Origin of the sequence: Dyella acidisoli (genome assembly GCF_030160295.1) — a bacterium.
GTDB classification, from domain to species: domain Bacteria; phylum Pseudomonadota; class Gammaproteobacteria; order Xanthomonadales; family Rhodanobacteraceae; genus Dyella_B; species Dyella_B acidisoli.
Genome location: NZ_BSOB01000010.1, coordinates 100,324 through 126,039, shown reverse-complemented (window position 1 = coordinate 126,039; position 25,716 = coordinate 100,324). Strand labels below are relative to the sequence as shown.

Annotated in this window: 22 protein-coding genes; 7 read left to right on the top strand and 15 right to left on the bottom strand. The window is 61.5% G+C overall.

All coding sequences use genetic code 11. From position 1 onward, the window contains the following. Nucleotides 1-23 precede the first annotated feature (23 nt). The 13 genes from dnaE to pyrH all read right to left on the bottom strand — a co-directional run bounded on the left by dnaE (nt 24) and on the right by pyrH (nt 16,207). Nucleotides 24-3,623: a DNA polymerase III subunit alpha gene (dnaE, locus tag QQJ86_RS05370; RefSeq protein ID WP_284319896.1), complete on the bottom strand. Its 3,600-nt coding sequence runs from the start codon at nt 3,621-3,623 to the stop codon at nt 24-26. Nucleotides 3,624-3,779: 156 nt separating this feature from the next. Continuing rightward, nucleotides 3,780-3,977, bottom strand: a complete 198-nt coding sequence (locus tag QQJ86_RS05365) for a hypothetical protein (protein WP_284319895.1) — start codon at nt 3,975-3,977, stop codon at nt 3,780-3,782. 219 nt (nt 3,978-4,196) lie between these two features. Continuing rightward, nucleotides 4,197-4,871, bottom strand: a complete 675-nt coding sequence (gene rnhB / locus QQJ86_RS05360; RefSeq protein ID WP_284319894.1) for a ribonuclease HII — start codon at nt 4,869-4,871, stop codon at nt 4,197-4,199. 42 nt (nt 4,872-4,913) lie between these two features. Continuing rightward, a complete protein-coding gene (gene lpxB / locus QQJ86_RS05355; RefSeq protein ID WP_284319893.1) occupies nt 4,914-6,146 on the bottom strand; it encodes a lipid-A-disaccharide synthase in 1,233 nt (410 codons plus the stop codon). Nucleotides 6,147-6,167: 21 nt separating this feature from the next. Beyond that, a complete protein-coding gene (lpxA, locus tag QQJ86_RS05350; RefSeq protein ID WP_284319892.1) occupies nt 6,168-6,941 on the bottom strand; it encodes an acyl-ACP--UDP-N-acetylglucosamine O-acyltransferase in 774 nt (257 codons plus the stop codon). Continuing rightward, entirely contained in the window at nt 6,938-7,411 is a 474-nt protein-coding gene (gene fabZ, locus QQJ86_RS05345) for a 3-hydroxyacyl-ACP dehydratase FabZ (RefSeq protein ID WP_284319891.1), read from the bottom strand. Before fabZ ends, lpxA begins: the two co-directional genes overlap by 4 nt. Beyond that, nucleotides 7,404-8,432, bottom strand: a complete 1,029-nt coding sequence (gene lpxD, locus QQJ86_RS05340; RefSeq protein WP_284319890.1) for a UDP-3-O-(3-hydroxymyristoyl)glucosamine N-acyltransferase — start codon at nt 8,430-8,432, stop codon at nt 7,404-7,406. The genes fabZ and lpxD overlap by 8 nt, the downstream gene beginning before the upstream one ends. A 142-nt stretch (nt 8,433-8,574) precedes the next feature. Further along, nucleotides 8,575-11,028, bottom strand: a complete 2,454-nt coding sequence (gene bamA, locus QQJ86_RS05335) for an outer membrane protein assembly factor BamA (protein ID WP_284319889.1) — start codon at nt 11,026-11,028, stop codon at nt 8,575-8,577. A gap of 176 nt (nt 11,029-11,204) precedes the next feature. Beyond that, nucleotides 11,205-12,554 carry an RIP metalloprotease RseP gene (gene rseP / locus QQJ86_RS05330; protein WP_284319888.1) on the bottom strand — a complete coding sequence of 450 codons (1,350 nt, stop codon included), beginning with the start codon at nt 12,552-12,554 and terminating at the stop codon, nt 11,205-11,207. A gap of 186 nt (nt 12,555-12,740) precedes the next feature. Continuing rightward, on the bottom strand, nt 12,741-13,568 hold the full coding sequence (locus QQJ86_RS05325) for a phosphatidate cytidylyltransferase (protein ID WP_284319887.1): 828 nt from the start codon (nt 13,566-13,568) through the stop codon (nt 12,741-12,743). 188 nt (nt 13,569-13,756) lie between these two features. Continuing rightward, on the bottom strand, nt 13,757-14,503 hold the full coding sequence (gene uppS, locus QQJ86_RS05320; RefSeq protein ID WP_284319886.1) for a polyprenyl diphosphate synthase: 747 nt from the start codon (nt 14,501-14,503) through the stop codon (nt 13,757-13,759). A gap of 265 nt (nt 14,504-14,768) precedes the next feature. Continuing rightward, nucleotides 14,769-15,326, bottom strand: coding sequence for a ribosome recycling factor (gene frr, locus QQJ86_RS05315; protein ID WP_284319885.1), 558 nt, complete (start codon nt 15,324-15,326; stop codon nt 14,769-14,771). A 158-nt stretch (nt 15,327-15,484) separates the two neighbouring features. Then, nucleotides 15,485-16,207, bottom strand: coding sequence for a UMP kinase (gene pyrH, locus QQJ86_RS05310; protein ID WP_284319884.1), 723 nt, complete (start codon nt 16,205-16,207; stop codon nt 15,485-15,487). 235 nt (nt 16,208-16,442) lie between these two features. Here pyrH and QQJ86_RS05305 point away from each other — a divergent pair, with 235 nt between their 5' ends. After that, nucleotides 16,443-16,844, top strand: coding sequence for a VOC family protein (locus QQJ86_RS05305; protein WP_284319883.1), 402 nt, complete (start codon nt 16,443-16,445; stop codon nt 16,842-16,844). A gap of 98 nt (nt 16,845-16,942) precedes the next feature. Here the strand turns inward: QQJ86_RS05305 and tsf are convergent, their stop codons facing one another. Together tsf and rpsB are read right to left on the bottom strand one after the other, a co-directional pair. Then, nucleotides 16,943-17,824: a translation elongation factor Ts gene (gene tsf, locus QQJ86_RS05300; protein WP_284319882.1), complete on the bottom strand. Its 882-nt coding sequence runs from the start codon at nt 17,822-17,824 to the stop codon at nt 16,943-16,945. Nucleotides 17,825-17,887: 63 nt separating this feature from the next. Beyond that, nucleotides 17,888-18,784 carry a 30S ribosomal protein S2 gene (rpsB, locus tag QQJ86_RS05295; protein ID WP_284319881.1) on the bottom strand — a complete coding sequence of 299 codons (897 nt, stop codon included), beginning with the start codon at nt 18,782-18,784 and terminating at the stop codon, nt 17,888-17,890. A gap of 309 nt (nt 18,785-19,093) precedes the next feature. Here rpsB and map point away from each other — a divergent pair, with 309 nt between their 5' ends. From map to dapE, 6 genes are all read left to right on the top strand, one after another. Next, nucleotides 19,094-19,858, top strand: a complete 765-nt coding sequence (gene map / locus QQJ86_RS05290; RefSeq protein ID WP_284319880.1) for a type I methionyl aminopeptidase — start codon at nt 19,094-19,096, stop codon at nt 19,856-19,858. Nucleotides 19,859-19,959: 101 nt separating this feature from the next. Continuing rightward, nucleotides 19,960-22,608 (top strand): [protein-PII] uridylyltransferase, encoded by a 2,649-nt coding sequence (glnD, locus tag QQJ86_RS05285; RefSeq protein ID WP_284319879.1) that lies wholly within the window; start codon nt 19,960-19,962, stop codon nt 22,606-22,608. Between the two features lie 120 nt (nt 22,609-22,728). Then, nucleotides 22,729-23,205: a PepSY domain-containing protein gene (locus QQJ86_RS05280; RefSeq protein ID WP_284319878.1), complete on the top strand. Its 477-nt coding sequence runs from the start codon at nt 22,729-22,731 to the stop codon at nt 23,203-23,205. An 83-nt stretch (nt 23,206-23,288) separates the two neighbouring features. Continuing rightward, nucleotides 23,289-24,116: a 2,3,4,5-tetrahydropyridine-2,6-dicarboxylate N-succinyltransferase gene (gene dapD / locus QQJ86_RS05275; protein ID WP_284319877.1), complete on the top strand. Its 828-nt coding sequence runs from the start codon at nt 23,289-23,291 to the stop codon at nt 24,114-24,116. 1 nt (nt 24,117) lies between these two features. Next, a complete protein-coding gene (locus QQJ86_RS05270; protein ID WP_284319876.1) occupies nt 24,118-24,483 on the top strand; it encodes an arsenate reductase in 366 nt (121 codons plus the stop codon). Between the two features lie 3 nt (nt 24,484-24,486). Then, on the top strand, nt 24,487-25,647 hold the full coding sequence (gene dapE / locus QQJ86_RS05265; protein WP_284319875.1) for a succinyl-diaminopimelate desuccinylase: 1,161 nt from the start codon (nt 24,487-24,489) through the stop codon (nt 25,645-25,647). The last annotated feature ends 69 nt before the right edge of the window (nt 25,648-25,716 follow it).

The window sequence follows — 25,716 nt, the reverse complement described above, 5'->3', positions numbered from 1 at the left end:
ATCGAATGAATCGGAGACGCTGCTTACGCGTCTCCGCCACCCGTTTTGACGATTCGCACCCCGGCGCCCAGGACACCTGGCATGCCTCGCAACGTGCGCAACAGTTCAGGGATGGCGTGCACCTTCCACTCCTGCCCGAAGTCGATGATGTCTGCCTGGGCTACCGCGTTGCGATAACCGTTGAGCTGCACACTGGCGTTCCCACCGCGGTAGCCGGTTAGGGTTTGGCGCAGTTGTGGGATGAAGTCCGGACCGATGCCGTTGACCTTCACGCGTAGCAACCGCGCGTAGCGGCGGCAGGCGTCGGCGAGAGATATCGCACTACGCGCCCGCACCTGGAAGCCGCCGCCAGAGAATTCATCGATGCGCAGGCCGCCTTCCACGACCAGCACTTCATCGCGAGTGAGGAGGGGGGCGACTTGTTGATAGAGCTCGCCGAAGAAGCTCACCTCGATGCTTCCGGTGCCGTCTTCCAGGCGCACGAAGGCGTCGCTGTCGCCGCGCTTGCGTACGGCCACCACCATGCCGGCAACGGTCCAGGGCGTGTCAGGGCCGCGGCGAAAACGGTTGTCGTCACCGTCGTTCTTGCGCGGGCGTGGTGGCTGGTAGCGGTCGACGATCTCGCCCAGCGGGCAGGTGGAGAGCTGGGCCAGCTCCTCGCGCCAAGGGTCGGTAGGGTGGCCAGAGAGGTAGTGCCCGAGCGTGTCGCGCTCGCCTTGCAGTTTCTGCTCCAGCGGCCATTCGGGCGCGGTGGGCAGGTTGATCTGTACCACTGGCGCGGCGGCGCTCCCGCTCTTATCCGACGCGAACGCGCCGAACATGTCGTTCTGACCCGATTGGCGATCGCGCAGATGCTGGTCGGCTGCCTTGATGGCATCCGGCAGTTGCAGCATCAGGCTGGCGCGGGTAGGTGCCAGGGCGTCCAGCGAGCCGGAGAGAATCAAAGCTTCCAGCACGCGGCGATTGAGTTTGGTGGGATCGACGCGGCGGCAGAAGTCGGCCAGATCCTTGTACGGGCCACCTTTTTTGCGTTCGTCGGCAATGGCTTCGCAAGCGCCTTGGCCAACACCTTTGATCGCGCCCAGGCCGTAGCGTATGGTCCGGACGCCTTGGCGTCCGGAAGAAGAAGGCTCGTCGGGCTCCACCGCTTCGAACATGAACTTCGAAGCGTTGACGTCCGGCGGCAGGATCTTCAGGCCGATCGCGCGCGATTCGTCGAGGAAGGTCACCGCCTTGTCGGTGTTGTCCATGTCCGACGAGATGGTCGCGGCCATGAATTCCGCGGGGTAGTGCGCCTTCAGCCATGCCGTTTGATAGGACACCAGTGCGTAGGCGGCGGCGTGCGACTTGTTGAAGCCGTAGCCCGCGAACTTCTCCATCAAGTCGAAGATGGAATCGGCTTTGTCACCGCTGAGCCCATCCTTGGCAGCACCTTCGCGGAACTTGGCGCGTTCCTTCGCCATTTCCTCGACTTTCTTCTTACCCATTGCACGGCGCAGCAGGTCGGCGCCGCCGAGCGAGTAGCCGCCGACGATCTGCGCCATCTGCATCACCTGCTCCTGGTAGACCATGATGCCGTAGGTCTCTTTCAGGATCGGCTCGACGCGCGGGTCGGGATATTCCACTTCCTCGCGGCCGTGTTTGCGCGCAACGAAGCTGGGGATCAGATCCATCGGGCCGGGGCGGTACAACGCCACCAGCGCGATGATGTCTTCGAAACGGTCGGGCTTCGCATCTTTGAGCATGCGTTGCATGCCTGAAGATTCGAGCTGGAACACAGCGACCGTCTGCGCTTTTTTCAACAGGTCGTACGGCGCGGGATCGTCCAGCGGCAGTGCGGCAATATCCAGCGGTTCTTCATCGCTTTTCGCGCGGCGCACGTTGATCGCCTTCACCGCCCAATCGATGATGGTGAGCGTGCGCAGACCAAGGAAGTCGAACTTCACCAGGCCGACGGCTTCCACGTCGTCCTTGTCGTACTGCGTTACCACACCGGTGCCGCCCGGTTCGCAGTACAGCGGCGCGAATTCGGTGAGCGGTTTCGGGCCGATCACCACGCCACCGGCGTGCTTGCCGGCGTTACGCGTGAGGCTTTCAAGTTTCAGCGCCAGGTCGATCAGCGTTTTGGCTTCTTCGTCCTGCTCGTAGAGATCGCAGAACTCCTTCACGACGCGCTCGGGTTCTTTCTGCGCTTTCTCCGAGCGACCGAGTGCGCAGGACAGAGTGAGATCGAGCGGGCGCGGCGGAATCAGCTTGGCGATTTTGTCGACCGCGTTGTAACCCATGCCGAGTACACGACCGGAGTCGCGCAGCACTGCCTTTGCGGCCATCGAACCGTAGGTGATGATCTGGCTGACGTGATCGCGACCGTATTTGCGCGCGACGTAGTCGATCACTTCGTCGCGGCGATCCATACAAAAGTCGATGTCGAAGTCCGGCATCGAGACACGTTCGGGATTCAAGAATCGCTCGAACAGCAGGTTGAACTGCAGCGGGTCCAGATCGGTGATCTTCAGCACCCACGCCACCAGCGAACCTGCGCCCGAACCACGGCCGGGACCCACTGGAATGCCGTTCTGCTTACCCCAATTGATGAAGTCCGCCACGATCAGGAAGTAGCCGGGGAAGCCCATCTTGATGATGACGTCCAGCTCGCGTTCCAGGCGTGCTTCGTAATCGGCGAGTGTGTAGCCCTCTGCGAGCGGCGCGGCGGAAAGGCGTTCTTTCAAACCTTCGCGCGCGGTTTCACGAATATAGCTGTCGAGGTCATGGCCTTCGGGCACCGGGAAGTTCGGCAGGTAGTAGGTGCCGAAGGAGAGTTCCAGGTTGCAGCGCTTGGCCAGTTCGATCGTGTTTTCCAGCGCTTCGGGGATGTCCGCGAACAACTCGGCCATCTGCTCCGGCGTTTTCAGGTATTGCTGGTCGCTGTAGTCGCGCGGACGCTTGGGATCGGCCAACACGCGGCCTTGGTGGATGCACACGCGTGCTTCGTGCGCTTCGAAATCGTCTTGCTTCAAGAAGCGCACGTCGTTGCTGGCTATCACTGGCAGATCGAGGCCGGTCGCCAAGGTGAGCGCGGCGTTGTTCCACACTTCCTCGCCTTCGCGGCCGCAGCGAGTGAGTTCCAGGTACAGGCGATCCGGAAACAGCTGCGTCAGCGTTTGCAGACGCGGCGTGGCTGTGTCCGTGCCTTGGTTGACGGCAATGCGGGCGGCTTCGCTTTCGCGTCCCAGCAGCGCGATCAGGCCATCTGTCGCAGTGGGCGTGAGCCATGCCGCCTCGACCAGTGCGCGGCCGCCGTGCTGGCCTTCGCGCCAAGCGCGGGAGACGAGACGGGAAAGGTTGAGATAGCCGTCGCGGTTCTGGCACAACACGGTCATGCGCCAGGGGCGCGGATCGTCCGGGGAGCTGATCCACAGGTCGCAACCGCCGATCGGCTTGATACCCGCCGCACTGCACGCCTTGTAGAACTTCACCAAGGCGAACATGTTGCACTCATCGGTGAGTGCGACAGCGGGCGCACCGGCCTGCACGCACGCAGCTACCATCGCTTTGATGCGGATGGTCGAGTCGACCAGCGAATATTCGCTGTGCAGATGCAGATGAGCGAAACGGACGGACATGGCTCGCACGCGAAGCAATGGCTCAGCCTAGCGGGGCAGGTGCGAGCGGGCAAGAATTGACAATGGAGCTGGGAACGGGGAACAGGGAGCGGGGAACATGGAGTTCACTGCAAGCACCACGTTCGCTGTTCCCTAATCCCCATTCCCTGGTTTCGATCAGTGCACCCGGAAACGCTCGTCCGGGACGATTGGCTCGATGTAATGCGAGAGGCTTTCTACGCTCAACGGCTCCAAGTTGTAATCGAGATGCTGCAGGTGCAACTCGGTCACGTCGGGCAGTGGAGCGGTGGCCTTGGGCGCGCGCTTCTTGGCGTTCGGTTTCGACTTCGGGCGGCGGCGGAAAGGAAACATCATGACACCCTCCTCGAAAGTCCGGTGTCTGATGGTTGGTATGGGCACCGGACGGCGGTGACGCGTCCATGCAAGGCAGTCGCTACGTCTCTGCTTCACATGCCGGCGTAGTGGCTTTCCGACTCCATTCCTATACCTGCTCTGATGCGCGCGCAATAGGAAAGGTTACACGGATGACGAACGTCATACAGGTTGAAAAACGCTGCGCGAACGTTCAGGCATTCAGAAAAGCTGCCCTTGATCCAGCAGCAGTTTGACCGGTGCGAAGCTGCGCCGGTGTTCGACGCATGGGCCGAGCCGTTGCAACGCAGCCAGGTGGACTGGCGTGGGATAACCCTTGTGTTCGGCAAAGCCGTAACCGGGAAATTGCGTATCCATCGCGACCATTAGCCGGTCTCGGCTGACCTTGGCCAGGATTGATGCTGCGCTGATGGATGGCTCCAGCGCATCGCCACCCACGATGGCGCGCGCCGGGCAGGGGAGATCTTTCGGCAGTCGGTTGCCGTCGATCAACGCTTCGGTGGCGGCTGGCGTCAAACCGAGCAAGGCACGCGTCATGCCGGCCATGGTGGCTTGGAAGATGTTGATGCGATCGATTTCCTCACGCTCGATCACCACCACGCTATAAGCCAGCGCGCGCTCCACGATCAGCGGGAAGAGTGTTTCGCGCTTGGTTTCGGAGAGTTTCTTGGAATCGTTCAAGCCCTCGATGGGGCGGCGTGCGTCGAGAATCACGGCAGCCACTACCACCGGGCCAGCCAGGGGACCACGGCCGGCTTCGTCCACGCCAGCCACATAGTGGGTGGCGTATTGAGCAACGCGCTTTTCGCGTTTGCTTCCTCTCCCCTTCGGGGAGAGGATTGAGGTGAGGGGGGCAAGGCTTGCCTCGGCTTTCATATCAAGCTGCTCCGATATGCCTGCTGTGGCGAGGTTGGCCCCTCACCCCAGCCCTCTCCCCGGAGGGGAGAGGGAGTTGGGTGCATCGATTAATTCAACGATCGCCGCCGCGGCATGATCGCCGGCATGCCCAGGCAGATGGCCGCGCAAAGCTTCATGCAGTTGTTCGAACGCAGCGACGATGGCACCGCGGCGCTCGCTGTCGCGGAACAATTGCAGTGTGGCGTGGGTTAGCTTGTCCGCGGTGAAATCGTCCTGCATCAGCTCAGGTGCGAGCATGACGTCTTTGCCCATGCCGCTGGCGCGGGCGAGGATGTTGGGCAGTGCATACACGTCGGTCTTGAGCATGTTGAACAAACGTGCGATGCGATAGCTCAACGGCGAGACGCGATAACCCACCACCATCGGGCGCTTGGCCAGCATCGCTTCCAAGGTGGCCGTGCCCGAAGCCAACAGCACAACGTCGGCGGCGAGCATGGCTTCATGTGCGTGGCCATCGACCAGGATCGGCGCGGAATCATCATGCGGTCCACGCGCAAGCAAGGACTTCAGCGTGGCAAGCGCCCGTGAATTCGCGGCGGGTATGACCACGCGCAATCCGGGCATCGCGGTGGCGACGCGTCGGGCGGCATCCAGGAAGATGGCGCCCATGCGCTCCAATTCGGAGTTGCGGCTGCCAGGTAGCAGCGCCAGCACGGGTGCGTCCAGCGGCAATTGCAGCGTGCGGCGTGCCGGCACGCGATCAGAAACGAGTGGAAAACGATCGGCTAGTGGGTGGCCGACGAAGCGTGCATCAATGCCATGCCGCGCGTAGATCGGCGGTTCCATCGGAAACAGACACAGCACGCGATGCACGCTCTGGCCGATCTTGTCCGCACGTTTTTCGCGCCAGGCCCAGATCGATGGACTTACATAGTGCACCGTGCGCAAACCCGCCTGCTTCAGGCGACGCTCGACGCCGAGATTGAAATCGGGTGCGTCGATGCCGACCACGATGGCGGGCTTTGCCGCTAACAGACGTGCCACGAGTTCCTTGCGCAGTTTGAGCAATCGCGGCAGATGGCTGATCACTTCCGCAAAGCCGAACAGCGACAGTTCGCGAATGTCGTACCAGGATTCGAAACCGAGCGCCTGCATGCGCCTGCCGCCGATACCGATGAAGCGCGCCTGCGGATAATGCCGGCGCAGCGCCGCGATGAGATCCGCACCGAGTTGATCGCCGGAGTCTTCGCCGGCGATCAGCGCGATCAGTGGAGCTTCGGCTTCAGCGGACATGATGTGCGCCGCGCATGTCGGTTAGCGCGCCAACCCGCGCTCGCTGCGATCGAGGAAATCCAGCATGGCACGCACGTCCTCGCTGTCTTTGGCTTGCGCGACCAACTGCTCCCGCGCTTCGGCCAGCGACAGGCCGGAGGTGTACAGCGTGCGGTACGCGCGCTTGATCGCGGTGATGCGTTCGGGTTCGAAGCCACGACGCTTGAGGCCAGTGGTGTTTAAACCGCGCGGACGTCCACCCTGATCATTCGCCATCATCAGGAACGGCGGCACATCGGCGCCGAGCAAGCAACCCATGGCGATGAAGGCGTGTTCGCCGATCTTGCAGAACTGATGTGCGCCGGAATAGCCGGAGAACACAGTCCAGTCGCCCACTTCCACGTGGCCGGCGAGAGCCGAGTAATTGGAGAAGATCGTATGGCTGCCGATCTTGCAGTCATGCGCAACGTGCACGTAGGCGAGCAGCCAGTTGTCGTTGCCGATGCGGGTAGCGCCGCCGCCGTCGCCGGTGCCGCGATTGATGGTGACGAATTCGCGGATCAGATTGCGATCACCGATGATCAGCTCGGTGCGTTCGCCATTGAATTTCATGTCTTGCGGATCGCCGCCGAGCGAGGCGAACTGCGCGATGCGATTGTCGCGGCCGATCTTGGTGGGGCCCTGGATCACTACGTGCGGGCCGATCACGGTGCCGTCACCGATCTCCACGTCCGCGCCGATGACAGTGAAAGCGCCGATGCTGACGTTGTTGCCGATAACGGCCGATGGATCGATTTGCGCGGTCGGATGGATCATTTATCCGACCTCGCCGCGCACATCAGTTCGCAGCTGGCCACTTCCTTGCCGTCCACCAACGTGCGCGCCTCGAACAGGCCCATGTTGCGCAGCAGGCGCTTGAGCCGCACTTCCATGCGCAACTGGTCGCCCGGCACCACCGGCGCGTTGAAGCGCGCGTTGTCGACCTTGGCGAGATAGAACAGCGGGCTAGCCGAACCGCCTTTCAGACGTGCGCTGATCTGTGTAAGGAGACCTGCAGACTGCGCCATCGCTTCGACGATCAGCACGCCGGGCATCACCGGATGACCGGGGAAATGGCCGTTGAAAAACGGTTCGTTGATAGTCACGTTCTTCAGCGTAACCACGCTCTGTTCCGGCACGATCTCGATGACGCGATCGACCAGCAGGAACGGGTAGCGGTGCGGCAGCAGTTGCTGGATCTGCTCCACGGTCACAGGCAGCGTGATCGGGGCGGTGTTGTCAGTCATCGTTCTTATCCTTTTCCAGCGCCGACAATCGGCGCGCGTACTCGTCCAGGTGCTTGAAGCGCGCAGCATTGCGGCGCCACTGTCGGTTCTCTTGCAGCGGCACCCCGGAGGAATACTCGCCAGCCTCCCGAATCGAATGCGTCACCAGGCTCTTGGCCGTAATGGTAACCCGGTCGGCCACTTCGAGATGGCCGAGCACGCCGGCATTGCCGCCGATCATGCAATAACGGCCGATTTTCGCGCTGCCGGCCACAGCGGCACAGCCGGCCATGGCGGTATGCGCACCGATATAAACGTTGTGGGCGATCTGGATCTGGTTGTCCAGGCGCACGTCTTCTTCGAGCACGGTGTCGTCCAGTGCACCGCGATCGATCGTGGTGTTGGCGCCGATCTCACAGTCATCGCCGATGCGTACACCGCCCAGCTGCGGCAGCTTTACCCAGTGGTCGCGATCAAAGGCGAGGCCGAAGCCATCCGAGCCGATCACCGCGCCCGGATGCGCCAGTACGCGCTTGCCGAGCGTCACACGGATCACCAGGGTGACGCGTGCGACCAGTCGCGATTGCGCACCGACCGTGCACTCAGGCCCGATGATGCAATGCGGGCCGAGTATGGCTCCGTCTTCCACCACCGCGCCGTCTTCGATCACGCAGCCAGGGCCGATGCTTGCAGACGCGCTGACGCGCGCACTCGGCGCGACGACGGCGGTGGGATGTATGCCGGGCGGCGCAGCGGGCAAACGCTCGAACAAAGCAGCGATACGGGCGTAGGCCACATACGGATCGCGCGCAATCAGTGCAGCGGTTGGGCAACTGTCCGCGGTGTCGGCGCTTAGCACCACGACGCCCGCGTGCGTGGTTGCCAACTGCGCGGTGTATTTACTGTTGGATAGAAAGCTGAGCTGCGTCGGCCCCGCGCCCGCAAGCGTGCCGACGCCATCGATGATGCGCGCACCGTCGCCCCGAAACTCGAGAGCGAAGCGTTCGGCGAGTTCGGCAACGCTGTAGTGGGTAATGATCATCCAGGGCTCCGAGGCGACCGCCGCATTGTAGGGGCTGCTTCCCCGCGGCGGGCATCATTTTGCGATTCGGAAGAATCCGCGGGCTACAAAAGAAAGCGCGGCCAAGCCGCGCTTTCTGTAGGGGCGATCCTTGCGAGCTGCCTTAGAACTGGCTGCCGAAGGTGAACTGGATGCGTTCTTCGTACTGGCGATCGGCTGCCTGTGTGCGGAACGGGAAGCCGAGGCTGATGATCAGCGGGCCGATCGGCGCCTGCCAGTGCAGAGAGACACCGGCCGAGGCATCGAGCTGGCTGGCGCTGAAGTGCTGCACGTTCTGGTAGGCCTGGCCCACGTCCATGAAGAGCGATACGCGCGCGGTGTTGATGTCTTTCAGGAACGGCAGAGGCAGGTACAGCTCCGCTGTACCCAGCACCTTGAACGCACCGCCGATCGGCTGAGCGTAGGTGTACGTGCTGCCCGGGCAGTAGCCGTTGGCCTGCGGCACGATGGGTTTGCCGTTGCTGGACGTGGTGTCGTAGCCTGCGCAAGCGCGCGGGCCGAGGGTGTTGTCCTGGAAGCCGCGCAGGTCGGTCACGCCGCCGGCGTAGAAGTTCATCCAGAACGGGAAGGCGATGGTCTGGCCAGCCTTATAGCCGATTTGGGAGTTCCCACCACTGGCTGGTGTGTAATCAGTCGTGGTGTTGGCGTACTTCTGATTGCCGTAGGTATCGCCGTAACCGACTTTGCCATCCAGGTACAGCACAAAGCCCTTCCAGAGTGGCCAGTAGTGGTTGGCTTCCGCGTTCAAGGTCCAGTACTGCACCGTGGAACCCGGCAGCGCCACGTTCACGCCTGCGGTGAGCTGGCCACCGTGCGTGGGCGCCCAGTACGAGTTGCGGGTGTCGTGGACCCAGCTCAGCGAACCGGTCCAGGTGTGGACGGTTTCGTGGCCCAGCGCGTTGATGTAATCAACCAGCACCTGCGGGGTATAGCCCGAGTAGGTGTTGATCTTGGTGCTGCTGATGCCGAGGCTGCCGCTCAAACGGTCGAAGTCGGTGATCGGAACGCCGAGGGTGCTGGAGAACGATTTGGTGCTGTTCGAGTAGCTGGCGTATTGGCTGCCCAGGCTGCTGTAGTCGGCCTTCGAATAGGTGGCGTTATAGCCGATACCGATGCCGTTCTCGGTCAGATACGGGTTGTAGTAGCCCGCATTGATCGAGGTGAGGTAATCGCTGCGCTGCGCGCCGATGGTGAAGTGATCACCGGTACCCAGGAAGTTGTTCTGCGACACCGAGCTCGACAGGATGATGCCCGAGTACTGCGAATAGCCCACGCCGAAGGTGAGGCTGCCGGCGGACTGTTCTTCCACCTTCGCCGTCAGATCGACTTCGTCGTCACTGCCGGGCACGGTCTGCTTGTCGATGGTGACAGTCTTGAAGTAGCCGAGCTGCTGCAGACGGATCTTCGAACGGTCGATGGCTGCCTGCGAGTACCACGAGCCTTCGAGCTGGCGCATTTCACGGCGCAGCACGTCGTCTTCGGTGCGGGTGTTGCCCTGGAAGATCACGCGGCGCACGTATACGCGCGGACCCGGCTGGATGTACCAGGTCACGTCGACGGTTTTATTCTGCTTGTCGAGCTTGGGTACCGAGTTCACCTTGGCGAACGCGTAGCCGATGTTGGCGAGCAGCGCCTTGATCGAGTCCGAGGTGGCTTCGATCGCGCGGCGGTTGAACAGATCGCCGTCTTTCACGAACACCAGCTTGCGCAGCGTATCTTCCGGCAGGATCAGCTGGCCGAGCAGGTGCGTCCCGGAGATGTGGTAGATGTCGCCCTGGACCACGTCAGCGGCGATGTACATCGCGCGCTTGTCCGGCGCAATCGTCACCTGGGTGGAGTCGACGCCGAAGTCGGCGTAGCCGCGGTCCATGTAGTAGGACTGCAGCTTCTTCAAATCGCCCGAAAGTTTGTCTTGCGAATACTGGTCGTTCTTCGAATACCACGACAGCCAGTTGGTGGTGCCTGATTCGAAGTTCTGTTCGATTTCCTTGTCGGTGAACGCCGTGTTGCCGACGATGTTCACTTCCTTGATTTTGGCAACCTTGCCTTCGCGGATTTCGATGTCGATCGAAACGCGATTGCGGTCCAGCGTGGTCACGTGTGGCGACACCGACACGTTGTATTTACCGCGGTTGTAGTACTGGCGGATCAGTTCCTGTTGCACGCGGTCCAGCGCGAGGCGATCGAACGTTTCGCCCTCAGACAAGCCGATGTCCTTCAGACCTTTCTTGAGGTCGTCGGTCTTGATGTCACTGTTGCCGCGGATGCTGAGCTTGGCGATGGACGGACGTTCCACCACCTTGATCACCAGGATGCTGCCATCGCGTTCCAGTTCCACGTCGCTGAAGAACTTGGTGCCGTACAACGCGCGGATCGCCTGCTGGGCCTCCTCGGTGGTGAGGCGGTCGCCCTTGTTGATCTGCAGGTAGTTGAACACGGTGCCCGCGGAAATGCGGTTGAGGCCCTCGATGCGGATGTCTGAAACGACGAAGGGTTCCAGCGCGAATGCGCCGGTAGAAAGGGAGGCAAGCAGGATCAGGGCGGCGATACGCTTCATCGTCGATTCCGTTGTGTTATTCGGACGGGGCGGTTTCGCGGCCGCTCCGTTGCATTTTTTCCAAAACCGGCATCATCCCGGCCTCGTGGTGTTCCGCATGTGGCGCGTAGCTCGCCACGCGATACGACGATCGCGGCCAACGTTCAACCGGAGGTTGCAAGCGGCGCGCACCCGTCTCACGAGGGCAGGATGATGCGGTGAATGTCGTTGTAGAACGCCAGCCCCATCAGCGTGAACAGCAAGGCGATGCCCACGTACTGGCCCGCGATCATGGTCCGCTCGCTGACTGGGCTGCCTTTGATCAGCTCGATAAGGTAATACAGCAGATGGCCACCATCCAAGACCGGGATGGGTAGCAGGTTGATGATCGCCAGGCTGAGCGACACCAGGCCGAGGAATTCCAGGAATTTGTCCAGGCCCATTTGCGCCGCAGCATTGGCCACTTGTGCAATGCCGATCACACCGGAAATGTTCCGTGTCGACGCCTCACCGGTGATCATCTTGCTGACCATGCCGAAGGTGTCGGTGGTGCGCTGCCAGGTAAGCGAAAGCGATTCGCTGAGTGCCTTGGCCGGACCGTAGTGCTGGATGGCCATCTCCGCGGCTTGCGAGGTGATGCCCATGATCCATTGCGGCGACGCACCGTTTTCCGACTTCATGCGCGCCGACACCAGGAAGGTCATCGGCTTGCCATTGCGCTCGATGTCCACCGATAGCTTGGGTGACTTCGCGGCTGCAGCTTTGACCTGCGTACCGATGTCGTTGAAGTCTTTTACGCCGTTGCCGTTGACGCGCAGGATGTGATCACCTGCCTGCAAACCGGCCTGTGCGGCTGGATCGCCAGGCGTAACGGTGGCCGCGATCGCCGGCGGAGGCGCGAGCTCCAACCCGAGTTTGTCCACATACTGCCCAACGTCTTCGCCTGCCGGCAGGCGACTGAGCGGCAGCACGATTGAGCGTTCCGTGCCGTCTGTGCCGCGTACTGTCACCGGCAGCGGTGCGCGGCTGAGCAGCGCATTGATGATGATGTCGTACGAGCCGCTCCAGGTGGTTACTGGTTCACCGCCTACGGTAAGTAAGCGGTCACCCGGATGGATGCCTGCCTGCGCTGCCATGCTTTGCGGTGCGGCAGTGACGATCGGCGCGTAATCGGTGCGACCCATCACGAACATCAGCCAGAACGCAGCGATGGTAAAGATGATATTGAAGCCAGGACCGGCGGCCACGATGGCGATGCGCTTCCAGATCGATTGCGCAGTGAATTCCTGATCGCGCAGCGCGGGGTCAACCTCCCCCTCGCGGGCATCCAGCATCTTGACGTAGCCGCCCAGTGGAATGGCGGCGATCTGGTATTCCGTGCCGTCGCGGCCGATGCGCTTCCAAATCGCGCGGCCGAAGCCGACCGAGAAGCGCAGGACTTTCACACCGCAGCGGCGCGCAACCCAGTAGTGTCCGAATTCGTGAAAGGTGACCAGCACGCCGAGCGTGACGAGCAGCCAGAACACCGAGCCGAGAAAGGGATTCATCAAAGCAAGTACGTCTCTTGGGAACTCAAAGCTTATCAGTAAGCGTTGCGAAGTACCCGCCGGGCGGCCGGACAGGCTCCGCGGTGGCGTACGCTCGGGGTTGGGTTATCGACCGCGATGCGCGGCGGCAGTTCCATATGTGAACGCGGTCGGATGAATCCCTCCGCTCCGGGGGAGGGCTGATGGTCAAAGCCCCAGTAGCAGTTTTCCCAGCGCAAACACCGGCAGGGCGGCGAAAACGCTGTCCAGGCGGTCCAGCAGGCCGCCATGACCAGGGAAAAGGGCGCCAGAGTCCTTTACGTTCGCGTGGCGCTTCATCAGGCTTTCCAGCAGGTCGCCGACGATGGAGCTGGCGACCGTAACAATCGTGACCACGATCAGACCGACGAGGCGTAGATCGTGCACATCCAGCAGCCAGCCGGCCACGGCGGCTACCAGCGCGCTGGTGGCAAAGGCACCATAGACCCCGGTCCAAGTCTTCCCTGGGCTAATCTGCGGCGCCAACTTGCGCTTACCCTTGCCGAAGTAGCTACCCGCAAAGTACGCCCCCGTGTCTGCGGCCCATACCAGCAGGATGGCGAGGAATGCCCATACGTGGCCATGCGAGGGGCTGCCGTGGATGCTCAAGCCGGCCACCCAAGCCGGAAACACCACGAACGCGCCGGCCAGCAACTTCAAGTTGCGGTTCTCGGGCGTCGGCGCAGCCGCGAAGGCGAAGTGGCGCAGCCATACGCATACCAACACCCACCAGGCCACGCCGGCCGTGATGAGTGCCGGCCATAGCCATGTCGAAGTGCGCTGGGTCCATAGCGCGACAAAGACAAGTGACACGATCCCGAGTATCACGCCACGGGTGCCTCGGCTCTTCATGCCCGACAGTCGAGTCCATTCCCAGGTGGCGGCCAGGAACGCTGCGGCTAGCAGGCAAGCGAACACGCTGGTCGGCAACAGCAGGATCAGCAGGATCGCCAATGGCGCAAGAAGCAGGGCGGTGATAACACGCTGTCGCAGCATGGGCTTTCTCTAGTGCCTGTTCACGGCGACTGCGCAACCCGCACGAGGAATGTGCGGCAGGCAAGCATGGATGGGGCGGTTCGCATATCCGGCGGGGTCCTTGTTCAGTCGCATGTCGGCATGCACGCCCTGGTTATTCTTTGCAGCCGAAAGGAGTAGACCCGATGCGGGGGCCATCGCAGGCCGGTTCAACGGACCGCAGCCTGGGCGACCTGATCGCCGGTGCGGCCAAAGCGGCGTTCGCGACGGGCAAAATCGTTGATGGCTAGCTGCAGCGAGGCCTGGTTGAAGTCCGGCCATAGCGTCTCGGTGAAGTACAGTTCCGCATAGGCTAGCTGCCATAGCAAGAAATTACTGATGCGGTGATCACCGCCGGTGCGAATGAACAGATCCAACGGCGGAACTGCGGACAGGCTGGTCCAGCCGTCAAAGGCAGCTTCGTCGATGGCATCTACGGCAAGGTCGCCACGAGCCACCGCCATCGCCGCTTTGCGCGCGGCCTGCACGATGTCCCAGCGGCCGCCGTAATTCACGGCGATGTTCAGCTGCAGCTTGGTGTTGTTGGCGGTGCGATTTGCCGCTTCGATCATGCGCTTCTCCAGTGCCTTATCGAACGCGGATAGATCGCCGATGAAGCGCAGGCGCACGTTGTTTTCGTCCAGCTCGTCCACTTCCTTGTCCAGCGCGCGCATGAACAAATCCAGCAGGGCTCCGACCTCATCCGGCGGACGCTGCCAGTTCTCGCTGGAGAAGGCGAACAGGGTCAGCGCTTCCACGCCATGACGTATGCAACCTTCCACTACTTCGCGCACGGCCTTGCGGCCGGCGTTGTGGCCGAAGCTGCGTGGACGATGGCGGGCCTTCGCCCAGCGGCCATTACCATCCATCACGATGCCGATATGGCGCGGTACGTAATTGTGCGTAGTCGTGGTCATGGATGGAGAGTAAAGGGGGCGGGAACACCTGCTTCGTCGGGGCAGTTACCGAAAACGCATTCGTCAGGGAAAAGCCATTTGCCGGCACCCTTCTGCCTCGCGGCGGCGAGAATGATGGCGGAAGCGGGGCTCACGCGGCGAGTATGCCCGGAGCTTTTAAAGGGATGGTGGTTGTGCAAGATGGACCCCTCACCCCTCTTTATCCTCTGCCCGATAGCAGCGGACACCGTGTGCCGATCATTCGTTCCCGCATGCGCCGATGTCCTTACATGGACATCAGCTCTTCTTCCTTAGCCTTGGCCAGTTTGTCGACTTCCTTGACGAACTGGTCAGTGAGCTTCTGGATATCATCATCCGCCCGACGCTCCTCGTCTTCAGTGATCTTCTTTTCCTTGAGCAAGTCTTTCACGTGCTGCAGTGCGTCGCGGCGCACGTTGCGGATGGCAATCTTCGCGTTTTCGCCTTCATGCGACACATGCTTGGCCAGCTCGCGGCGGCGTTCCTCAGTGAGCGGCGGCATGTTCAGGCGAATCACCGTGCCGGCGGTAGTCGGCGTGATGCCCAGATCAGAAGCCAGCAGCGCTTTTTCGACCGGGCCAACCATGTTCTTTTCGAACGGGGTGATGATGATGGAGCGGCCATCAGCTAGGGCTATCGACGCCACCTGGTTCAACGGCATGTCCGAGCCGTAGTAGGGCACCTTGATGCTGTCGACCAGCGACGTGCTCGCGCGGCCGGTGCGTAGGCGAGACAGGTCGTGCTTGAGGGCATCGATGCTCTTGCCCATACGGGTCTGCGCATCGCGTTTAATGTCGTTGAGCATGTGAAATCACCCGTTGGCGTGCAAGCCGTCAAGTATAGCAGGGGTGTCAGCCTGCCAGAGGGCAGGAATTGGGAGTGGGTAGGGAGGATTAAGGGATGAGAGAAAGCATCGGTGTTCGGAGCCGGGGATGCTTTCTCTATTCCTTATCCACCCACTTCTCAGTTGGCGTCGACCAGCGTACCGATCGGCTCGCCATGCATGATGCGCATCAGGTTGCCTGGCACCGTCATGTCATAGATACGCAGCGGCATGCGCTGGTCGCGACACAGGGCAATGGCCGCGGTATCCATGACAGCGAGCTTGCGTTCGATCACCTGATCGTAAGTGAGCTGTTCGAAACGTGTGGCATCGCTATGCTTGGCCGGGTCGGCGCTGTAGACACCGTCAACCTTGGTAGCCTTGAGTAGCAGGTCGGCACCTACTTCAATCGCGCGTAGCGCAGCAGCAGAGTCGGTGGTGAAGAAGGGGTTGCCGGTGCCGGCGGCGAACAGCGCGATGCGGCCTTTTTCGATGTGGCGAATCGCGCGGCGACGGATGAAATCCTCCGCCACGTCATGGATCTGGATGGCGCTCATCACGCGTGCAAAACCGCCGCGCTTTTCGATGGCGTCCTGCATGGCGAGTGCATTCATCACGGTGGCCAGCATGCCCATGTGGTCGCCGGTGACGCGGTCCATGCCGGCTGCTGCCAGACCTGCGCCGCGGAAGATGTTGCCGCCGCCGATCACTACGCCGATCTGCACGCCGACCTTTTGTACTTCGATGATTTCATCGGCCAGGCGGCCGATGACTTTGGGATCGATGCCGTAGTCCGCATCACCCATTAACGCTTCACCGGAGAGTTTGAGCAGGATACGTCGATACTTTAACTGGTCGCTCATGAGAACTCCGGGTGGATATGTGAAACATCGGAAACAACCGCGAGATGTTTCCGGACGCCGATCTGGCATGACTACTTGCAGGCAGCACGTCTACGCGCCGTGAGACAGTCGCGTATTTTCCCGATGCCCCAAGCAAAACGACCGCATTGTAGCGGAGCGCGTGGCAGACGTCAGCGCGCCATGCCTTTATGCTTCGTCCTGATGCTTCATAGTGCAGTCATAGCCGGAGCCCGTCATGCAGCACACCATTGCCGCCATTGCATTGCTGGTGCGTGATTACGACGAGGCAATCGCGTTCTATACCGGGTGCCTGGACTTTGAATTGATCGAGGACACGCCGTTGGGAGGCGACAAACGCTGGGTGTTGCTGGCGCCGCCCGGTTCACGCGAGGCGCGTCTGCTGCTGGCGCAAGCAAGTACGTCCGAACAGGATTCTCACGTGGGCGAGCAGGGTGGTGGACGCGTGTTTCTGTTCCTGCATGTTGATGATTTCTATGCGCGCTACGAAGTGATGCGTTCGCGCGGTGTGCGTTTTCTCGAATGGCCACGCGAAGAGCCGTACGGCACGGTGGCGGTGTTCGAGGATCTGTATGGCAACAAGTGGGATTTGTTGCAACCGCGAGCGAAGTCGGCCTGAGTAGTCGGTTGGGGTTTGACTCCAACCTACGCATCCCCTCAAAAACAAAAAAAGGCCGCGGTTTCCCGCGGCCTTTTCTACAAACGAAGCGTGGCAATTTACGCCAGACCTGCTTGCTTCATCACTTCGGCGGCAAAATCCTCTTCCACCTTCTCGATACCTTCGCCGACGGCCAGGCGCACCACCGACACCACATCGGCGCCGTCCTTCTTCAGTGCGTCGGTGACGGTGACGTTGGTGTCCAGCACATAGGGCTGGCCGAGCAGGGTGACCTCGGAAATGATCTTGGCGACCTTGCCGCTGACGATCTTTTCCAGAATGTCGGCCGGCTTGTTCTTTTCCTTGTCGGACATCTGGCTCAGTGCGATTTCCTTTTCCTTGGTCAGGAAATCGGCCGGGACGTCCTCGGCGCGCACGAACTGCGGGTTCATCGCGGCGACGTGCATGGCGATACCCTTGGCCAGCTCTTCGGAGCCGCCCTTGAGTGCCACCAGTACGCCGATGCGGCCGCCATGGAGGTAGCTGGCGATAACGCCGCTGTTGGACACGGTCGCCAAGCGGCGCACCTGGATGTTCTCGCCAATGGTGGCGATCAGGGACTTGGACGCTTCTTCAACCGTGCCGCCCTCCGGATAGGCGGCTGCCTTCAGCGCGTCGACATCCTTCGCGCCGGACTTCAATGCGATCTCGGCGACGTTGTCGCTGAACTTCACGAAGTCGGGGTTCTTGGTGACGAAGTCGGTTTCGCAGTTCACTTCGACAAGGACGGCGTTGCCGTTAGCCTGGGCGGCAACGATGCGGCCTTCGGCAGCCACGCGGCCAGCCTTCTTGTCAGCCTTGGCGAGGCCCGACTTGCGCAGCCATTCCATGGCGACTTCGATATCGCCATTGTTTTCGACCAGCGCCTTTTTGCATTCCATCATGCCGGCGCCGGAACGCTCGCGGAGTTCCTTGACCAGTTGGGCGGAAATATTGCTCATGGGATCCTCGGAAAACTTGGAGGCGCCGGGCGATCGCGTGGAGCGCCCGGCGCGGTGTGAGACTTAGTCGGCGTCGGTGACGTCATTCTGCGCGCGACCGCCACGGCCACCGCGGTTGCCACGGCCACCGTCGCGGTCACCACGGCCGGCGCCCTTCTTGGCCGGCGGGTTGCGGCGCGGCGCGGCAGCGCGGCGTTCATCTTCTTCCTTCGCGACGGGGTTGCCTGCTTCGTCGAGTTCGACGAACTCATTGGCATCGCCCTGGGCAGCGGCCGGAGCAGCAGCCTTGCCTTCGAGGATGGAGTCGGCGGCAGCGCGTGCGTACAGCTGGATGGCGCGGATTGCGTCATCGTTGCCCGGGATGGGGTAGTCCACCAGTTCCGGGTTGTAGTTGGTGTCGACCACCGCGATCACCGGGATGCCGAGCTTTTTGGCTTCCAGCACGGCGATGTTTTCGTGACCGATGTCGATCACGAACAGCGCGTCGGGCAGGCGGTTCATGTTCTTGATGCCGCCGAGGGAGTTTTCCAGCTTGGCGCGCTCACGGCGACGGGCCAGCACTTCGTGCTTGACCAGCTTGTCGAAGCTGCCGTCGGTTTCGGCTGCTTCCAGCTCCTTCAGGCGACCGACGGACTGCTTCACGGTGCGGAAGTTGGTGAGCATGCCGCCGAGCCAGCGGGCGGTGACGAAGGGCATGCCGGCGCGGGCGGCTTCTTCAGCCAGCGGCTCACGGGCGGAGCGCTTGGTGCCCACGAACAGTACGGTGCCGCGCTTCTGCGCCAGACCCGACAGGAAGTTCATCGCGTCGGTGAACAGCGGCAGCGTCTTTTCGAGGTTGATGATGTGGATCTTGCCGCGGGCGCCAAAGATGTACGGAGCCATCTTCGGGTTCCAGTAGCGGGTCTGGTGACCGAAATGCACGCCAGCTTCCAGCATCTGGCGCATGGTGACTTGAGCCATGGTAGTACTCCTGCAGTGGGCCTTTTTCGATTGGCCCGGGGGTTGGGACCTCCATGTATCCCGGCTTCGACCGTAGCGCCCGTGGCTTGAAGAGGGGCAGCTACAGCACCCCGAAGACGGTGCCGATACATGTGTGGCGTTGGTTGGGGTTGTACCGCAGCGCGGTTACAATCCCGCTTCGCTTTGCGCCGTGTGGGCCATCAAGTGGCCGGAAGCGGTCTGCAAAACCCGGAAATTGTAGCCGGGACTACCGCCTTGCGGCAAGTTGGGCTGGTTTTTGGCCGTCTTGTCGCCATATTCATAAAACTTATGGCCATTACTCTCAAATCCGCCCAAGACCTCGAAGGCATGCGCACCGCCGGCCAACTGGCTGCCGAAGTGCTGGCCATGCTCAAGGAACACGTGAAGCCGGGGGTCACCACCGAAGACCTCGACCGTATTGCCTACGAGCACATTGTGAACGTGCAGAAGGCGATCCCGGCCAATGTGGGCTACCACGGCTTCCCCAAGACCCTGTGCACGTCGGTCAACCACGTGATCTGCCACGGCATCCCCAGTCCCGGCAAGGTGCTGAAGGATGGCGACATCATCAATCTGGACGTCACCGTCATCAAGGACGGCTGGCACGGTGACACCAGCCGCATGTACTACGTGGGCACGCCTGCCGTGCTGGCCAAGCGCCTGGTCGAGACCACCTACGAAGCGATGATGCGTGGCATCCAGGCAGTGCGCCCCGGTGCGACGCTGGGCGACGTGGGGCACGCCATTCAGAAGCACGCCGAGGCTGCCGGCTTCTCGGTGGTGCGTGAGTACTGCGGCCACGGCATCGGCAAGGTCTACCACGACGAACCGCAGGTGCTGCATTACGGTAAGCCCGGCACGGGCGTGGTGCTGCAGAAAGGCATGACGTTCACGGTCGAGCCGATGATCAACGCCGGCAAGCCGCAGACCAAGCAACTGCCGGACGGCTGGACGGTGGTCACCAAGGATCACTCGCTGTCGGCGCAGTGGGAGCACACCATTGCCGTGACGGATGAGGGGTTCGAGATTCTTACGCGCTGGCCGGATGCCTGATCGAAGGCGTAGGGTGGGGTGCAAACCCCAACATTGCCATGTCGATCTGGATGATGATGTTGGGGTTTGCACCCCAACCTACGTGCCAGGCAAGTTTCCGGATGACGTCGTCCGCTATACCTCTCCCGCCATTACCCCGCCTGCCCGTCGCCGTCCCGCGCTCAGGCGTCTCTACCGAAGCCCGCAGCGCACTGCGCCAGCTGCTTGGCGACCTCAATCGTTCCATCACGCTTGCATTCCAAGAAGGCGCTGATGCCAGCGAGCTGGCGCGTCGACGCAGCGATGCGGTCACGCGCATCGTGGCGCACGTATGGATGGCCTGCCTGGGCGAAGTAACAGACGCTGCGTTGTTCGCTATCGGCGGCTTCGGCCGCGGTTTGCTGTTTCCCTATTCAGATATCGATCTGCTGGCGCTGGTGCAGAACGCCGATCCGTCGCGCCTGCGCGCGCTCGAACAATGTTTTGCGACGTTCTGGGACATCGGCCTGAAGGTAGGCCATGCGGTCCGTGATCCGGCACAGTGCCGCGCACTGGCTGCGTCGGAGGCCAGCGTATTCACCAGCTTGCTGGATGCACGGCGTTTGGCCGGTGATCCCGTGTTGGACGAAAGCTTGCGCATGATCGTCGATGACTCGGACATCTGGCCACCGCCTGCCTACCTGCAAGCGCGTTTGGCCGAACGCGATGCACGCTACGCGCGTTTCGACGATACGGCCTACAACCTTGAGCCTAATCTCAAGGATGGTCCGGGCGGATTGCGCACGCTCGATTCGCTACGCTGGCTCGGCAAACGCCTGGCGCATGCGCCGGATTTTCCGGACATGGTGACCGAAGGCCTGCTCGATCCGGCCGAATGCGACACGCTGCTGCAAGCTGAAACTACGTTGCGCCGTTATCGCTTCGCCTTGCATCTTGAAGCGGGACGTCCCGAAGAGCGTCTGCTGTTCGACTATCAGCGTGCGCTCGCCGCGCGGCTGGGTTTCGAAGACGAGCACGAGAAAAACCTCGGCGTTGAGCAATTCATGCAGGGCTACTATCGCGCTGCCAGTCAGGTGGAGCGTCTAGGCTGGCAGATTGCCGAGCGCTTTGTGGAAATGCTGGAGCCGCCGAGCGATGCGCAACCGGTGGGTACGGATTTCGTGCGCTACGGCGCACGCATCGCCGTGCGAGATCCGGACCTGTTTACGCATCGACCGGCCGCATTGGTGGACATTTTCATCGCGAGGCTGGATCAGAAAGGCGTGATCGGCTTCACCGCCGACACCATGCGCCGTGTCCATCAGACCACTGCGGTGATGGGCACGCAGCTGGCTGACGATCCACACGTACTCGTTTCCTTCTTGCAATTGCTACGACATGGCGCACCAGCGGTCGATGCGCTGTGGCGCATGAATCGACACGGCTTGCTTGCCTCCATCTTGCCTGCGTTCGGCAAGGTGTTCGGTCGCATGCAATACGACCTGTTCCATGTCTACACCGTGGATGAACACACGCTACGTGTGCTGCGTAACGTAGCGCGTTTTGCCGATGAATCCACGCAAGCCGAATTTCCGCTGGCGTGCGAAGTGTGGTCGACCTTGCCAAAGCCGGAAGTGCTGCTGCTGGCGGCGCTGTTTCACGACATCGCCAAGGGACGTGGTGGTGATCATTCTGTGCTCGGCGAAGAAGATGCGCGCGCTTTTGGCAAGAAATTGGGTTTGCCGGAAGACGACATCGAACGCGTGGCCTGGCTGGTGCGCTGGCACTTGTTGATGAGTACCACCGCACAACGCCAGGACATCACTGATCCGGACGTGGTGCATCGCTTCGCCGACATCGTTGGTGGACGTGAACGGCTTGGGCAGCTTTATCTACTGACCATCGCAGACATCATCGGCACCAGTCCGCGTCTGTGGAATGCATGGAAGGATCGCCTGCTGGCGGACCTCTATACATCCACACGCTACGCCTTGCGCCGCGACGCCAAACCTTCGACCGGTGCCGCCGCGCGTGCGCAAGCGTGCCGCGAGCAGGCCATGGCCTTGTTGATGGCCGATGGCAACGATGCAATAGCTGTAGCGCAGTTGTGGGACACCTTCCCGATGGTGAGCTTCCTGCGCCATCGGCCGGAGCAGATCGCCTGGCAGACTTCGCAGATTCTGCATGGACAGGGCAAGCTGCCGTTGATCGCGGTCAATCCGCTGTCGGTGCGCGGCAGTACCGAATTGTTTGTCTACGCGCCGGACCGCGATGGCCTGTTCGCAAACGTCACGGCCATGCTCGATCGCCTGCATTTCTCCGTGATGGAAGCGCGCGTGCTGAGTTCGCCGGATGGTAAGGCGATGGATACATTTCTGCTGCTGGAAGCGGAAAACCAGAAGCCGGCCAGCTCCGAGCGTGCCGAAGAACTGCAGCAACGCTTGCATCGCGCCTTGTCGCAATCGGCGCCGATCATGCCGTCACGACGCAGCATGTCGCGTCATTTGAAGCACTTCCAGATGGTGCCACGCATCGACTTCAAGCAATCGGACGGACGTACGCAGATGGCGCTGGTCTGCAGCGACCGCCCCGGCCTGCTTGCCGCGGTTACGCAGGTGATGATGGCCTGCGAAGTGCGCGTGCACGATGCCCGCATTGCCACTTTCGGGGAGCGCGTGGAGGACTTCTTCCAACTCACCGATCGCCGTAACGCACCGCTGAGCGAGACACAGCAGCAGCGTTTGTGGCAGGCTTTGGTCGAGCGGATCGGACCACAGAGCTTGTCCGCATAGCCCACCCACGGTTATGCGAGCTCGCAGGGGATGATTTCCCGCGGGGCTGCATCGGCAGCCTGTCATCGTTAATCCCTTTTTCCCGTTTTGGCTGAATCTGCCACGTAAGGCTGTGCCCTCATGTCCGCATCTCATACCTTTCTCAAACTCGCTCGACAACTTCACCTGTACATCGGTGTATTCATTGCACCTGCCGTGCTGTTCTTTGCGTTCACTGGAGGTTTGCAGGTGTTCGGCCTGCACGAAACTTCTCGCGGCAGCGATTACAAACCGCCAGTATGGTTGGCGATAGCTGCGCAATTGCATAAAAAGCAGACCGACGTGCTGCCCGCGCGCAAGCCGCATCCAGTGGAAGCTGCGCCGGTATCGAATCCGAACCATGCACCAGCACCGTTGCCGATCATGCCCGATGCACCGGCTGCGCCGATCACACATCCACTGCCGCTGAAGATTTTCTCCGCCTTTGTTTCGTTTGGGCTGTTCGTGTCGACGTTGCTTGGTCTCTACATGGCGTATCGCTATACGCGCAAACATGTGCTGATCAGTGTATTGCTGGCAGCGGGGACGGTGGTCCCGATCGTGCTTGCGATCATTTGAAGCCGAATCCGCACCTATCGCCATTTGGGCATGCGGCAGCCATTGCGCTATCTTCCCATCGATCCGAACACGAGCCTTTTCCCATGCAGTCCATCGAAACCCTGATCAACGACGCCTTCGAACGCCGTAACGACCTCACCCAGAGCGAAATCGAAACCCATCTGCGCCCCGCGCTGACCCAGGTGATGGATTTGCTCGAATCAGGTGAACAGCGCGTTGCTGCGCCAGACGGTAAAGGCGACTGGGTGGTCAATCAGTGGTTGAAGAAAGCGGTGCTGCTGTATTTCCGCATCCACGGCAATCGCGTGGTGGATGGCGGTCCGGCACAAGCGTTCGACAAAGTGCCATTGCGTTTTGCGCACGGTAATGATTCCGAACTGGAAACGCTCGGTGCGCGCGTAGTGCCCGGCGCGCTGGTGCGCCGCGGCGCACACATTGCGAAAGATGCAGTGCTCATGCCGAGCTACGTGAACATCGGTGCCTACGTTGGCACAGGCACAATGGTCGACACCTGGGCGACGGTTGGTTCCTGCGCGCAGATCGGTGCAGGCGTGCATCTGTCTGGCGGCGTCGGCATCGGCGGCGTACTGGAACCGTTGCAGGCCAATCCCACCATCATCGAAGACAACTGCTTTATCGGCGCGCGCTCCGAAGTGGTCGAAGGCGTGGTGGTGGAACGCGGCAGCGTGATCGGCATGGGCGTATTCCTCGGCCAGTCCACGCGCATCTACAACCGCGCCACGGGTGAAATCAGCTATGGCCGCGTGCCCGCAGGCAGCGTGGTGGTAGCCGGCAGCCTGCCGGCAAAGGATGGCAGCCACAGCCTGTATGCGGCGATCATCGTCAAGCAGGTGGACGAAAAAACCCGCAGCAAGACCGGCATCAACGAACTCCTGCGCAGCGGCGACTGATATGAGCGCGAACACGATCACCCTCTACGGCCTTCCGAACTGCGACACCTGCAAGAAGGCGCGCAACTGGCTCGCGCGCTTCGAAGTCGCGCACGAATTCGTCGACTATCGCGCCCATCCCGTGGCGCCGGCCACGCTCAAGACCTGGGCGCAGCAACTCGGTGGCTGGGAAAAACTCGTCAACAAATCCAGCACAACCTGGCGCAATTTGCTGCCGCAACGTAAGAACCCCGGCACTGATCCGGAGTGGACGTTGCTGCTGAAGGAATATCCCGCGCTGGTCCGCCGTCCGGTTGTCGTACAGGAAGATGGTGCGGTCAGCGTTGGGTTTACTGATAACGGCTTCAAGAAATTGTTCGGACGCTGAGTTATGTCTGAAGTGTTCGATCTAGCCATTGATCTCATCCGTCGCCGTTCGATCACGCCGGAAGATGCGGGTTGCTTACCGGAAATTGGCGCACGGCTGACGCGCCTCGGTTTTCGCATCGAGCATCTTCGTTATGGCGAAGTCGATAATTTCTGGGCGACGCATGGCGCGAACAACGTGCCGGGGCAGGGGCCGCTGCTGATTTTCCTCGGGCATACCGACGTAGTGCCCAGTGGTCCGGAAGAAGCGTGGCAGAGTCCGCCGTTCGAGCCGACCGTACGCGATGGCCGTCTATACGGCCGTGGTGCGGCGGATATGAAAGGCGCAGTAGCGGCCATGACGGTGGCGCTGGAGAGATTCGTTTCCATGCACCCGGATCATCCTGGCCGCGTGGGTCTGCTGTTGACCAGCGACGAGGAAGGTCCGACCAATCTCGATGGTGTGCGGCGGATCGCTGCTTATTTGCGCGAGATTGGGGAGCACATCGACTGGTGCGTGGTCGGTGAGCCTTCGTCCAAGGAAAAGCTGGGTGACCTGATTCGCGTCGGCCGTCGCGGTTCGCTGTCGGGTACGTTGACGGTACGCGGCGTGCAGGGGCACGTGGCGTACCCAGACAAGGCGTTGAACCCGATCCATGCATTTGCACCTGCGTTGACGGAACTTGCGGCGGAACGTTGGGACGAAGGCAATGCAGATTTTCCGCCCACGTCGTTCCAGGTTTCCAATCTCAACGCGGGCACGGGCGCGACCAATGTCATTCCCGGTTCGCTCACTGCGCTGATCAATTTTCGCTACAGCACTGCGAGCACTGCAGAGAACTTGCGCGCGCGTACCGAGGCGATTCTCGCCAAGCATGGCCTGGATTATTCGCTGGAATGGTCGCTGTCAGGCGAGCCCTTCCTGTGTCCCTCGGGTGGTCGCTTGCGCGATACGGTGGTCTCGGTATGTCGCGAATTGTGCGGCACCGATCCGGAGCAGAGCACCGGCGGCGGCACGTCGGATGGACGCTTCATTGCACCGATGGGTGCGGAAGTAGTGGAGCTCGGCCCGGTCAACGCCACCATCCACAAAGTCGACGAGTGCGTCGACGTGGCGGAGCTGGAGCGCTTGCCGGAGTTGTATCAGACGATTTGCGAGCGGATGCTAATCAGGCCGTTCTGCTGACGCTTTTGTATGCTTGGGGTTTGTACCCTGATACATCCCCACGTTTCTATTTGGTGGCTTCCGCAGAAA